The 13,742-nt window shown below is 46.9% G+C and carries 12 protein-coding genes; 8 read left to right on the forward strand and 4 right to left on the reverse strand.

What is annotated here, in order from left to right; translation table 11 throughout:
* Positions 1-8 precede the first annotated feature (8 nt).
* Positions 9-2,168: a proteobacterial dedicated sortase system histidine kinase gene (gene pdsS / locus NE536_RS13520; protein ID WP_261273013.1), complete on the forward strand. Its 2,160-nt coding sequence runs from the start codon at positions 9-11 to the stop codon at positions 2,166-2,168.
* A gap of 257 nt (positions 2,169-2,425) precedes the next feature.
* Complete coding sequence (locus NE536_RS13525) at positions 2,426-3,631, forward strand: cystathionine beta-lyase (RefSeq protein WP_261273014.1); 1,206 nt, start codon at positions 2,426-2,428, stop codon at positions 3,629-3,631.
* Positions 3,632-3,857: 226 nt separating this feature from the next.
* Here NE536_RS13525 and NE536_RS13530 read toward each other — a convergent pair whose 3' ends face one another.
* Both NE536_RS13530 and yegD read right to left on the reverse strand, forming a co-directional pair.
* Positions 3,858-4,346 carry a CreA family protein gene (locus NE536_RS13530; protein ID WP_259510073.1) on the reverse strand — a complete coding sequence of 163 codons (489 nt, stop codon included), beginning with the start codon at positions 4,344-4,346 and terminating at the stop codon, positions 3,858-3,860.
* Positions 4,347-4,417: 71 nt separating this feature from the next.
* Positions 4,418-5,890, reverse strand: a complete 1,473-nt coding sequence (gene yegD / locus NE536_RS13535) for a molecular chaperone (protein WP_261273015.1) — start codon at positions 5,888-5,890, stop codon at positions 4,418-4,420.
* A 375-nt stretch (positions 5,891-6,265) separates the two neighbouring features.
* Between yegD and ppk1 the strand changes: the two genes are divergently transcribed.
* On the forward strand, positions 6,266-8,437 hold the full coding sequence (gene ppk1, locus NE536_RS13540) for a polyphosphate kinase 1 (protein ID WP_261273016.1): 2,172 nt from the start codon (positions 6,266-6,268) through the stop codon (positions 8,435-8,437).
* Between the two features lie 41 nt (positions 8,438-8,478).
* On the forward strand, positions 8,479-10,041 hold the full coding sequence (ppx, locus tag NE536_RS13545; protein WP_012196942.1) for an exopolyphosphatase: 1,563 nt from the start codon (positions 8,479-8,481) through the stop codon (positions 10,039-10,041).
* Positions 10,042-10,052: 11 nt separating this feature from the next.
* On the opposite strand, the gene NE536_RS13550 is transcribed toward ppx, so the two are convergent.
* On the reverse strand, positions 10,053-10,220 hold the full coding sequence (locus tag NE536_RS13550; RefSeq protein WP_261273017.1) for a hypothetical protein: 168 nt from the start codon (positions 10,218-10,220) through the stop codon (positions 10,053-10,055).
* 215 nt (positions 10,221-10,435) lie between these two features.
* Between NE536_RS13550 and atcJ the strand changes: the two genes are divergently transcribed.
* The 4 genes from atcJ to atcC are packed head-to-tail and all read left to right on the forward strand — an operon-like array spanning position 10,436 to position 12,937.
* Positions 10,436-10,720, forward strand: a complete 285-nt coding sequence (atcJ, locus tag NE536_RS13555) for a cold adaptation protein ActJcold adaptation protein ActJ (protein ID WP_006081330.1) — start codon at positions 10,436-10,438, stop codon at positions 10,718-10,720.
* A 23-nt stretch (positions 10,721-10,743) separates the two neighbouring features.
* Positions 10,744-11,271 (forward strand): cold adaptation protein AtcA, encoded by a 528-nt coding sequence (gene atcA, locus NE536_RS13560; RefSeq protein WP_006081329.1) that lies wholly within the window; start codon positions 10,744-10,746, stop codon positions 11,269-11,271.
* Positions 11,271-12,029 carry a cold adaptation protein AtcB gene (atcB, locus tag NE536_RS13565; RefSeq protein WP_248069720.1) on the forward strand — a complete coding sequence of 253 codons (759 nt, stop codon included), beginning with the start codon at positions 11,271-11,273 and terminating at the stop codon, positions 12,027-12,029. The genes atcA and atcB overlap by 1 nt, the downstream gene beginning before the upstream one ends.
* A gap of 11 nt (positions 12,030-12,040) precedes the next feature.
* Entirely contained in the window at positions 12,041-12,937 is an 897-nt protein-coding gene (gene atcC, locus NE536_RS13570) for a cold adaptation protein AtcC (RefSeq protein ID WP_006081327.1), read from the forward strand.
* 197 nt (positions 12,938-13,134) lie between these two features.
* Here the strand turns inward: atcC and NE536_RS13575 are convergent, their stop codons facing one another.
* On the reverse strand, positions 13,135-13,527 hold the full coding sequence (locus NE536_RS13575) for a DUF6678 family protein (RefSeq protein WP_261273018.1): 393 nt from the start codon (positions 13,525-13,527) through the stop codon (positions 13,135-13,137).
* Between the last annotated feature and the right edge of the window lie 215 nt (positions 13,528-13,742).

Raw genomic sequence — 13,742 nt, forward strand, 5'->3', positions numbered from 1 at the left:
CCTAACTTATGACACGTTTCCCCTTTGGTCTACGCACTAAAGTCATCGGCCTTAGCCTGTTTTTGCTCTGCCTACCTTGGCTGGGGTATCAATATGTGTGGGAGATGGAAAAGTATCTTCGCCACGGTCAAGAACGCACCTTAGAAGGCACCACTCAGGCACTGGCCACCGCGCTGCACGAACGGCCGAAATTGTTCGATGGACAAGCGAGCTTTTTAAAGCAAGTGGAAAAGAGTCGCGATCTGTACGCCTATCAACTCAATGGGGCGATTCTGCTCGACGGTAAACTCAACGAATGGGAAGAATATCAGCACAGATTTATCCAGTACGGTGAGGCGCATCAGATCATGCGCGCCGATCCCAACGCGCCGCTGACCTTAAGCTTTACCCACATGGTCGGCCAGTATGATGGTTATCTGTATGCCTTCTTTCAAGTGACCGACCCAACTGTGGTACTGCGTGGCAAAAATGCCTTAAGTGTCGATAGAAACGATCATCTCTCGATTGCGACACTCGCGCCCGACAATAAATTCAAGCGCTATATCGTTGCCACTACGCAACCCGGTTGGATCAGCGCCTTCGAGTTACCCGCCAATCCTAAGCAAACCGTGCCCGTCAAACCAGAAGTGCGCATACAAGGACAATGGGCGACCACAGATGTGGGCTACAATGTCGAGCTGCGTATTCCCTTATACATGGTCGGCAGCAAACTCGGTTTTGCCATTTCCGATGTTAACGACAGCAAAAACCGCGATGTGGCAGCCGTAGTCGGCACCTCGGCCTTAGATACGGTCGATAATCTCGGCACTGTGTTGGTGCCATCGCCAGAAATTGAAAACATTATCAAAGGTATGAGCCACTATAGCTCACGCATTTGGGTGGTCGATAAGCACGGCCGCGTACTGGCAAAATCGGGCGATATTCGAGCCAATGACAGCGTGTGGACCCGCACCTTAGAAGATGAAAAGAGCACCACGCTATGGGAAACCTTCAAGCGCGATTACTTGCATCCGCTGTACTATAAAATCCTCACTAAGCCGCCCAAAGACTTTATCGACTCCTTGCAAGACTCCACCGAGCTTGATGGCAGTCATATCCAAAAAGCACTAGCTGGTCAGCAAAGTTCAACTTGGCGCTTAACCCCAGACAATAAAGCTGTGGTGCTCGCTGCCGCCAGCCCTATTTGGATTGATAACAATGTCATGGGCGCCGTTGTCGCCGAAGAAACCACCCACGGAATTCGCACCCTGCGTAACCGCGCGCTGGAAAAACTCTTTAACGTGATTTTGACCATTATGAGCATGGGCACCTTGGCGCTATTCTTTTTCGCTTCGAGCATTTCTAACCGTATCCGTAAACTGCGCGATGAGGCCGAAAATGCCATTGATAGCCAAGGCCGCGTTCGTAATCACCTCAAACCGTCTAAAGCTCGGGATGAAATTGGCGATCTGTCCCGCAGTTTCTCCAACATTGTCGGACGGCTTGGACAATACACTCACTATCTGGAAAACATGTCGTCGCGCCTGTCCCATGAGCTGCGCACGCCCGTGGCGGTTGTGCGATCATCCCTTGAGCATTTAAACCTGCAAACCTTAGATAAAGACACGCAAAAATATGTCGATCGCGCCCAAGAAGGCGTCAGCCGCTTAAGCATGATTTTAAATAACATGAGCGAAGCAACGCGCTTAGAGCAGAGTTTAACGCAGGCCGATATCACTAAATTCCCACTCTCCCAAGTGGTCAGTGGTTGTATGCAAGGTTATCAAATGACCTATCCAGAACAAGGCTTTAGCGTAAAAGTGCCCGAGCAGCCTTTGATGATGCAAGGTGTGCCGGAATATATCGCCCAATTGATGGACAAACTTATCGCTAACGCGATTGAGTTTTGTGATAAAGGCAGCGCCATCGAAGTCACGCTCAACCAAGTGGGTAAGCAAGCCACATTGCTTATCAGTAACTTAGGACCAGAACTGCCCGTTGATATGTCGGAGCAGATTTTCGACTCCATGGTGTCGGTGCGGATAAATCAAGCCCAAGACAAACCTCATCTCGGTTTAGGTCTGTATATCGCACGATTGGTCGCCGAGTTCCACCAAGGACAAATTCTCGCCCGCAATCGCAGCGAGCATAATGGCGTCGATATCCTAGTAACCTTGCCATTAAGCTAAGAATCACGCAGCCTTTGAGCTAAAGTCACACTGCCTTTAAATTATGAGTCACGTTGCCTTTGAGGCTCGGCATCATAATCTAAAGACCGAAGGGACAGGCGCCAATAACATGAGTCAAACTCATCATCGCGCCTCCTGTCATTTCTGCGCGCAGATGCTAAGATGGCCGCCATAACAATAGACTAGATATCTCCAATGGTTCTTCTCCAACATTGTTCAACCTATTCGTTCAACCTAAATGCCAAGGTAATGATCCAATGACAGATAAACATCATCAAGCCACCCAAATCGTCAGCTTAGGTCGAGACAAAAAATGGACCAAAGGCGTGATCAATCCGCCCGTTTTTCGTGCTTCGACTATCGTCTTCGAAACGATGGATGAAATGCGCCACGCCGCGAAAAATAAAACCAACGGCGAGATGTTTTATGGCCGCCGTGGTACCCCGACCCATTTTTCGTTTCAAGCGGCGATTGCGGAATTAGAAGGCGGCGTAGGTACAGCGCTGTATCCCTCTGGCGCGGCGGCGATCAGTGCGGCGTTATTGTCATTTTTAAAAGCGGGCGATCACCTATTGATGGTCGATAGCGTGTATGAGCCAACGCGGGATCTGTGTACCCATATTCTCGGCGGTTTTGGTATCGAAACCACTTACTACGATCCGCTGATTGGCGCAGGTATTCGCGACCTTATTCGCCCCAATACTAAAGTGTTGTTTTTAGAGTCTCCAGGCTCCATCACCATGGAAGTGCAAGATGTGCCGACCTTATGCCGCATCGCCCACGAACATGGGCTGATTACTATGCTGGACAACACTTGGGCATCCCCAATCAATAGTAAGCCCTTTGAAATGGGGATAGATATTTCGATTCAAGCGGCGACCAAATACATCGTCGGTCACTCAGATGTGATGATAGGCACGGCCACTGCCAACGAAAAATACTGGCCACAATTGCGTGAACACAGCTATTTGATGGGACAAACCACCTCCCCTGATGATGTGTACCTTGCCGCCCGTGGCCTGCGCACCTTAGGCGTGCGTATGGCGCAGCATGAAAAAAATGCCCTGCAGGTTGCCAACTGGTTGAAAACCCGACCAGAAGTCGATCATCTGCGTCATCCGGCGTTTGATACCTGCCCTGGCCATGAGTTCTTTAAACGCGACTTTAGCGCCTCCAACGGCTTGTTCTCCTTTGTATTGAAACAAGGCGATGCCGATGCGGTCACCGCACTGGTTGAGAATATGAGTCACTTTAAGATGGGCTTTTCTTGGGGCGGCTACGAGAGTTTAATCCTCGGTATTTTTGGCATTGATAAAATCCGCTCGGCGACTAAGTGGGATGCGAGCAAACCGTTAATTCGTTTGCATATTGGTTTAGAAGATCCCGCGGATTTAATTGCCGATCTCAGCGCAGGGTTTGAACGCTTTAACGCAGTACTGGCGGCCAAAGCTAAGTCGCGATAATGATCGTGATAGGATTTAAGCTAGGTCGTTAGAGGGCTAATATTTATTGCGTTATGTCATTAGCGACTAAAATGCGCGCAGCCTATAAAAACAAAAAGTGGCGGAATAAACATTCCGCCACTTTTGTTATCAACACTTACTGCATATTTAACTGACTGCAAATTCAACTTATTTCAAATATTCATGCTTACAGCAAAGCACTGCAAAGCTATAAACTGTTCGGCGATTAATTCGCTTTCGCTACAGCACTCAACGCAGGGTCAACCCAAGCGGCAGAGCCATATAGTGGCACTGTCGACAAGGCATGTTTATGGCTGCCATTGGTCTCTTTAGTCGAATAGGACAAATACAGCAGAGTTTGATTCTGTGCATCATAAATTCGGCGCACTTTTAATGACTTAAACAAAATGCTCAGGGATTCGGTGAAAATCACTTCGCCGTGTTTACCCATATCGATATTAGCCAAATCGGCCGCGTTAATTGGCCCTGTTTGACGGCAACTTATGCCCATATCCGATGGATCGGCAAAATCTAAATTGGCTTCGATACGACTAATATGGCAAGTCACCCCAGGAATTTTAGGATCGTGCTTAGCATCGATGATCACATCTTTAGTGGTAAAAAGCCCTAAGCTCACCTTACCTACATCGTCACCACAACCCGCGAGCAAAAAGCCCACAGTGGCGGCAAACGCACACTTCAACAGAGTTTTCATTCCTACATCCTTTTACATTAGTGCTTTTATAAGTGCTTATATGTTAGTGATTTTATGTTAATGCTTATATGTTAGTGCTTAGCAAATAGCTTTTGTGCCCAGCGGGTTAACCCTGCTGTCACAGAGCCAAAGTGATCGCCGACCACAACCGGAATATCGGGATAAATACCGGCAATTTTCGCGTAGATCGCAGGGCTTCGCGCCGTACCACCTGTCACATAAATCACATCGGGTTTGCATTCTGCAGCATTGTCGGCAGATACATTCTCGTTATTCACAGAGTCTTGAGCTAAACCATCAGCCGCTAAGGTTTTTGCCGCTTGCGCAAGCGCTTGATGCATCAAGGCCTCTACTTTTGTCAGTGAAGGCTCGATAGCATTCTCAAACACATTACGGCTCACACCCGCGTGCAGCGCCGCTTCGATAAAATCGAGATTAATATCAGTATTCTCGGCATCCGACAGGGCAATTTTGGCGCGTTCGGCTAGGCGGACCAACTGATAGCTTAGCTGCTGTTGTTGCACTTTTAACAGTCGGTTGAGTAACTGTGGCTGCTCGGCTTCTTTCACTAATTCATCAATCAGTTTACGGCTGCTTAAGGTACTGAATTCTCGCTGGGCGCTAATATCATTTACCGCTACCGCATTCCAAAAAGCTTTACTGGGCATAGGTTTGCCATTGGTCATTAAAGAGCCTAAACCAAAGTGCGGCATAAAGGCATTCATTGCAAGGGCGATATCAAGATCATTACCACCGATTCGCTGACCACTATGGCCGAGGAAATCTTCACTGCGATCCGCTTTTTGTTTATGGGCGGGTCCCATTTTTACCACTGAGCAGTCCGTTGTACCGCCGCCCACGTCGACAACCAGCACAGTTTTGTTGTCGGTCAAGCTCGCTTCATAATCCATCCCCGCCGCTAACGGCTCAAACAGAAAATCAACGTCGACGAAACCCGCACGTTTTGCCGCTAAGGTCAAAATGGATTCGGCCTGACGGTTACTCTCTTCACCGCCTATGCCTTGAAAGTTCACAGGGCGACCAATAATCGCATGGGTAATCGTTGCCACTGCGCCTTGTTTAGCAAGCTGCTTTTCCACTAATACAGATTCGGCGCGCACTTTAATGTGCTGCATCATCAGGGTAACTATGTCTTCAAACAGGGCCACTTGTTCGGGTCTAAGCCCTGTCGCACCTAAAAAGGATTTTGGCGAACGGACATAGAATCCCTCCTCCGGCATCTCTAAATACGCGCTTACCGCCTGCTCACCGACAAACACGGCCTGAACGTCAGCATCGAGATCTAACTCATGGCGCACCATACGGGCACGGCTCAATTGTGCGGCGCGCTTTTTGGCGTAATCGGCTTTTAACTCAGTGGGAAGACCACGATAAACCGCCTCGGCGATCAGCTCCCTGTCCATCGCATATAAGGTCGAAGGTAAATAAGCTGATTGCTCTGATAACGCCAATAACTGCACATCATCGCCCTGCATGATCCCTACGGCGCAGTTAGCACTACCATAATCAAATCCAACAAACATACCTTTTACTCCCGCGATAAAAAAGCCGAGCAAGATAACATAGTTTGCGATAATGCCCAAGGAGTTAACACTGCCGGATTTACTCGCAAACTGGCAGCGAGTATAGCGAGCTCATTGCGTAAAGCGCAGTTGCACGGGCAGTGTTTCAGTCAAATCCAAGATGATCATCTTAAGGTCATATTTCTGTCACACTCGTCATCAAGTTGACATATTTCCCTCGTATCTTTATCCCAGATAAATCTCAGACTGATTTTGGCGTGTACGCAGTATTTATCATTGAAATTCCTTCACTTGTCGGCAGTAAATCTGATTGCACAAAGGCGGATGAATGCTATTGTATATTGCGCCATGACGCTTGCTTAAAGGAGCTGTGCAGTGTCCCCGAATACCGATAAACTTTCGATTGATAAAGAACTCTCTTGGTTGTCTTTTAATGAGCGGGTATTGCAAGAAGCCTGCGATCCCAATGTTCCTTTAGTGGAGCGAGTGCGCTTTTTAGGGATATTTTCCAATAACATGGATGAGTTTTTTAGAGTACGTGTGGCTGCGGTCAGGCGCTCGATTCTGCTGTCATCCCTGCAGGAAGGTCGCAGCAACAGTCGCCATTTAATGGCCAAAATCCAATCGAAAGTGATGGCATTGCAAGAAAGGTTCGACGGCATATACACGGATTTAATGCGCGAGCTGGTACGTCGTAATATTTTGTTAATCAATGAGAAACAATTAAGCGAGTTCCACAGCGACTGGCTGAAAAAGCATTTTCGTGATCAATTTAAACGCCATATCGCCCCGCTTATCGTCAATAACAATCGCGATTTGATCAAACAAATCAACGACGACGCCACCTATTTATGCGTGTGTTTGTTCACTAAGGCTCGCCGCCAATACGCCTTAGTCGAAGTGCCAACCAAAAACGTGCCGCGGTTTATCGAACTCCCCGCTGAAAAGAGTAAAGCGAAAAAGTATCTGATTTTATTAGATAACATTATTCGCCACTGCGTGGATGAACTCTTTGGCCCTTTCTTCGAGTACGACGCCATCGAAGTGTATTCGATGAAACTAACCCGCGATGCCGATTTTGATATCACCGACGAGCTAGAGCAAACCCAGCTCGAGAAAATGACTAAGGGCCTCAAAAAACGTCTGACCGCAGAACCGGTGCGCTTAGTGTATGACAAAGAAATGCCCGAACACATGTTGGTCATGCTCAAAGAAAACCTGAACATCAGCTCGACCGAATGTTTGATCCCAGGCGGGCGCTACCACAGCTTTAAAGACTTTATCGCCTTTCCCAATCCGAGCCGCGACTACCTCGAAAACGAAAAACTACCGGCGCTCAATAGCGCAGGTTTTGGCCGCAGTGCCAACAGTTTCGATGCCATTCGGATGGGCGATATCATGCTCAATTATCCGTACCATAAGTTTTCCCACTTTACCGAAATGGTGCGCCAAGCGGCCTACGATCCGGCGGTGCGCTTTATTCGAATTAATTTATATCGAGTGGCGAAAAAATCCCATGTGATGCAATCGCTTATCGATGCAGTGAAAAATGGCAAACAAGTCACCGCTGTAATTGAACTGCGGGCAAGATTCGATGAGCAATCCAACATCGAATGGACCCGCATCTTGGCCGAAGCGGGCGTCAAAGTTCACCACGGTATCACCAGCTTAAAAGTGCATTCCAAGTTGTGTTTAATTGGCCGCGAAGAACAAGGGGAAATCAAACTTTATTGTCACGTCGGCTCAGGCAACTTTAACGAAGGCACGGCGCGGGTCTACACCGACTTGTCACTGTTCACCGCCAATCAAGAGATTGCCCGTGAAGTGGAGCAAGTGTTTGACCTGATTGAACATCCGTATCGCCGCGATAACTTCCAGCATTTAATCGTGTCGCCCTACGATGCCAGACAAAAACTGAGTCACTTGATTGATAATGAAATCGTTAATGCCCAAAGCCATATGAAGGCGGCGATTACCTTAAAACTAAATAACTTACTCGATGAATCCTTGGTCCAAAAACTCTATGAGGCCTCGGCGGCTGGGGTCAAAATTAAGTTACTCATACGCGGTATGTGCTCGCTTATTCCGCAAATACCCGGGATCAGCGACAACATTGAAGTCTATAGTATAGTCGATCGGTTTCTCGAACACTCACGGGTAATGCTGTTTCACGCTGGCGGCGAGAACAAGCTCTTTATCTGCTCCGCCGACTGGATGAGCCGCAACATAGATAATCGCGTTGAAGTGAGTGTGCCGATTTATGATCTGTGCCTAAAACAAATGATAATGGATATTTTATCCTTACAATTCAATGACAATACTAAAGCGCGGGTCATCAACAAAGAACAAAGTAACCCCTATCGAAATCGGGGTAACAAACGAAAAGTGCGTTCTCAAATTGCCATTTATCAATATCTGATTAATTATGAGAAGCGCCAACTGCAAGATTTTAATGCCTTACGTATGTCCGCCCATGAGGGTGATGCTGAGCGAGAGAGCAACGCTGAGCCAGACATAACGCCCGAGTTACAGGCCAAAGCCAGCTAGCGCTGGCTTTATATCGCTTTGATTGCCTAAGGATAATCCGATTGGTAGCCACACATTCGCACACACAGCAACACACATTACTAAAGTCGCAGGCACCACAAACCAATGCGCCCGCAAATGCTAAATCGCGCCACTTTGTTGCCATCGATATGGGATCGAACAGTTTTCATCTGGTCATCGCCCGTGAGCAAGATGGCAGCTTGCAGATTTTACATAAAGAAAAACAACAGGTTCAGCTCGCCACTGGCCTCAATGCGCAGAATATTCTCGACAATGACGCCATAGAACGTGGCCTCAATTGTCTGCGGGATTTTAATCAAAGATTTTCCAATCTAGACCAAGCGCAAGTGCGATTAGTGGCCACCCACACCCTCAGAATCGCCAAAAACCGCGATCAATTTATCGAGGCCGCGCTCGCCATCATGCCCTATCCGGTGGAAGTGATTTCAGGCCATGAAGAAGCGCGTTTGATTTATAACGGCATTGCCCAAAGCCAAGTGCTTGGAAAAAGTAATTTAGTCATCGACATAGGTGGTGGCTCGACCGAAGTCGTAATCGGTAAAAAGAATACCCCAACCCAGTTATCTAGCCTGCGCTGCGGTTGCGTGAGTTTTAACGAGCGTTTCTTTATCGATGGACTCATCACCCCTGCCTCATTTCGCGATGCCCAAAGCGCAGCCGATAAGCAGTTCGCTTCACTCTCAAAGGAATATTTCGCGGGCGGCTGGGAGCTGACGTTAGGCAGCTCAGGCACAGTCAAAGCCATCTGCGAAGCGATTCAAGAAGAACACGGTGATGAAACCATCACGCTGCCACGACTCAAACAGCTCAAAATCAAGTTGATCAAATGTGGCCATATTAGCCAAATTCAATTTGCCAATGTCGATGATAAACGCATTCCTTTAGTGCCCGCCGGACTTGCGATTTTAATCAGCTTTTTTAGGCGCTTACCGATACAAAAGCTCGAGTTTAGCCCAGGCGCATTGCGTGAAGGCGTACTCTATGAACTAGCAAAGATTGGTCAGTATCAGGATATTCGCCACCGCACCGTCGACAGTATTGCCCAGCTTTATCATATCGATATGGCCCACGCCGCTAAGGTACGCGACACCGCCATGGCCTTGTTTGAACAGGTCGCCGATGAATGGCAATTAAGGCCCCATGCACGCTTGCTCGCCTATGGCGCAACCTTACATGAGATTGGGCTACACATTAATTCAAAGTCCCTGCACAAACACGGTGGCTATATCATCAGCAACAGTGACTTACCCGGGTTTAGCGAAGCCTTGCAGCTGGATTTAGCGCGGCTTATCACCAACCACAGAAAAAAGCCCAACGAATTAATGCTGGCTGAACTTGAACCTAACCATAAGCTCACGCTGAATCGCCTGCTCTGCCTGCTGAGGCTCGCGGTCTTGCTCAACCTTGGCCGTATCGCTAAGACGCTGACCTTAGATCATATTAAAGTGATCCCCGATGGGCTCATGCTAGTGCTACCGAGCCATAAGCGAAAAATCAGCCTGTTTATGAAGGATTTACAGCGGGAACAGAAACAAATGCTCACCCTTGGGATGAACCTGCGATTAGTGTCTAGTTTGACTTAGCTGTTACGGCGTTAACTCAGCTGAACGTGGCAGAGGCGAGTGTGGGTTAGCTCTGTGTGAATGCGTTTAGCGAAGGATTCGGTGCTAAAATATTGCCCTGAATCGAGGGCAATTATCTCACCTAAAAACAAGGTTAAGTTAGCTGTCAATCTGGCTTGGTAACGGGATTTCAACAGCATAGCGGTAGACTTAATCCATGCGCCACAACAGATTAAAGTTTAAAGGATTTTTAACCCTTCACTAAAGCACAAATTCCTGCTCGCGCGTTTGCCGCTGAGTGGGGATTTCTGCTATCATCCACGGCTGACTAATCATAATTCCACGAATTTAAAGATAATCAGAGTCAAACCCTTTTTATCTCGCGATATCAGCCCCATCGCCTGCAGGTACAAGTATGATTAACCACTTTAGTGTGCTCGGTATAAAACCCAGTGCCAAAGAAGACGACATTAAAAAAGCCTATCGACGGCTGTCAAACAAATATCATCCCGACAAGTTGTTAGGCGCCTCGGAAGAGGAAAAGCAGCAAGCCGCCGTACAACTTGAACGCGTTAAAAATGCTTATGATGTGTTGTCAGATCCTAAGCGACGTAATGCGTTTATCAAAGATTTCAATAACGTCATAGTGACCGATCCTGCTAGCGCCATGCGCGAGCTGTGGGATCAATTTTATCCTTGAGCGTTTTCTAGAGTAAGTGCCAAATGGTCAAAAAACTGAATATCTCACGCATTAATGAGCTAAAAAATAATGCCTACGACAATATCGAGTCCTACGACGATCCCGATACACCTAAAGCGCTAGAGCAATTTACTAGCCAAATCAAAAAGGTGTTAGAAGCCGATCCTAAGATGCTTGATACTGTGCCTGAGTACCTGCCTGTCGCGCTTTACGGTCGAATTAAGTTTCCCGCCGAAGCCAAACTCAAGTGGGCACATTGGATAAACACGGCAACTCAACCCGAGTGGGATGAGTTTAAAGTCACGATTGGCTTTAACAATGCCGATTTACCCTTAGTGTTAGCCGTGCGTGGTTACTCGGAAACCTTACTGATTGAAAGCTGCGCCGTACTGTATTTACTTGAAAATCAAGGTAAAGCAACGCCAGCAGCAAAACATCACGACGATGAAGATGATGACAACGATTATGTTGGCACCTCAGATAACGACGACGATGATGAAGGCGAAGAGGAAGATGGCTACTACGATCACTACGATGATGAGGACCGCTAATGAACACTAGTCTCATTGAGATTACCGTCGCCGAAATTAAAGAGTTGGCGGACGTAGAGCCAAAACAAGCGAGCAAACGCTTTGAAATCATTGCAAATACCATGAGCGACGCGCAATTAGTCGAAGTCATCGAACACATGGATATCGTCACGCTGACGCAAATCAACAGTCACCATGATATCTCTTGCCCTTCGATCATGTCTGAACTCATGACCCCAGAACAAATTCGCGACATCGTCTGTCAGCAACCTTTGTACTGGGAAGAAAAAATCAAAAACAATGCCGAAGAACTTATTCAGCATACCTTTGATTTTTTGACCTATTTAATTCGCATTCAAGATAGCGAAGAAAAGCAAACTGCGATTCTAGAATGTATCGCCGAAGATCCTGCGGGCCTCTTCTACCTGTCGATCCCTTTCATCGAAATGATGTTAGGCGAAAAACATGAAGATGAAGACGGCTACACAGATCTCTATGATGACGAAGAAGACACCGAAACCATCGGCTACGACAGCCGCGTCGCCAGTGAAGATGCACACAGCCTCAGCATAGACGACCCACGCAGCCTAATGGCCTTAATCCACGAGCTTGCGCCCGATGTTGAAAAAGCCATTAAGAGTCTGCTGCGTAACGAAAGCTCAGGTTGGGAAATGATCATCAGCAAGTTTGTCAACGAGCTGGTTATTCAAGCCAAAGAGAAAAACCAAGTGACGGATGAATACGCTGAAGTCGATGATATGTTTAGCTTTTTGGATTAAGGAATTATTTGATGCAACTGGTACTGCGTGATGTAGATCAAGGACCCTACCTAAGCAAGGTATTGATCCAAGGCCAAGCAGACGAAACGCTGAGCGGTGAACAGCTGTCACAAATCAAATCCAAAGCCATTTTGATGAGCCTCAAACTGGCCGATAAGTTTTACAACAAGTACAAAATGCACCTGCTTGAACAAGCAGCGCACGATGTCATTGGTGTGGTGAGCCTTGGTTTGATGGAATTATCAAACCAAAATCCGCAGCAAGCGATACGCCTGTTGATCACCGCCGATGGCGTAGTCAAATGCTTTCAAAAAGGCTGGAGCATGCTCAGCACTGTCAGCAAGCATAAACTCGTCAACGGCAAGTCACTGTACGGCGATGTCGACAAGTTCTTGCTTGAACAAGTGTCTAGCCCGCCAGATGCAGAAGAATGGTTAGGCTATGAAGCCTATCAAGATGCCCTGCTTGAGCATCAACGCCAACAGTCAATTGCGGCCTTATTGGCACAGTTTTACGCGCAATCGAGCTATGATCCGCTAGATTTTCTCAATCTAGAGAGTGTATTAGCCGAAGCGGTACTGTATCGATTGTTGTTTGATGGCGCCAAAGTCAGACAGGATTTGAAAAAGCGTATCGGCAAAATCACCTTAAAAGAGGAATGGTTTACCCGTGAGCATATCGAATTGGAAACCCAGAAAGCGTTAGCAGAATTACCCGCAGAACTCGCTGAAACCATCAGTAAAGATCTCGGTAAAAACTTTGTCCCCGCCCTACTGCGTACCCTGCACTTTGCGAAAAGCTACCGCGAACTCTTACTCAGCGACGCTTCCCCCGAGCGCTTAGAAAGATTCGAACACAAGGAAGGTCTCGTCGGCCTCCTCGGCTGGCCACTCTACATAGTACTTTGATCGGTACTTTAATCAGTAGTGTGTTCAGTAGGTTAACGAGTGCTTGAGTCGCTTAAAAATGAGTGCTTTATTGAAAAATAAAGCACTTTTTTAATGTCTTTTGTCTCTATGCTCAATCCCAACAATCAGTATTGACGTCTCAGTTTTGAGTGGTTTTAGCTTGAAAATAAGTAACTTACAGAGATAAAACTCTTCAGTTAGATAAATTCTGGAGATTCATCCCTCCTCAGATAACCCCAAATCCGAAACATACCATTTTCTATCGAATAAGGAATTGAATATTGGGCTAATTGTGCGCTTACAACATCAGAAAAGTCCGTCACTCGATCCGCCACTAATCTGCCTAGCCATTCTCTTTTGAATGGATCAACTTCTAACCACTCAATGGTTTCTGCTATTTCAAGTAACTCGTGCCACCACACGGTAGTAAAACCTGCATTAGGGTTTTCATCATAAATCAATTTGTATCGCACATAGGGAATAAAGTCTTCAGATCCATTTAATGCCTTTTCAAGCTCGCACCACTTTGTTTTATTCATTACAGACGAAAGCTGATGCTCGTTTACATACTTCAAAACTTCAGAATTCATTTTTTAGTGTCTCAAGCGACTAAGTGAAAAACTAAATGATATAGCTTTAATAGATATATATTGCCAATAAAAACTAATTAAAATGACAGATAAAATGATGGGCAATAAATTAGGCCATCCATTTTAAACCGTGGAGCGCTTATTGGTTTGACCTACTCATATTGGCTTGCCATCGTATTTGCTCGTCGACAGGGTGAATAGAAGCCTAGGGATTC

The sequence above is a fragment of the Shewanella septentrionalis genome (assembly GCF_025370265.1).
Classification (GTDB): Bacteria; Pseudomonadota; Gammaproteobacteria; order Enterobacterales; family Shewanellaceae; genus Shewanella; species Shewanella hafniensis.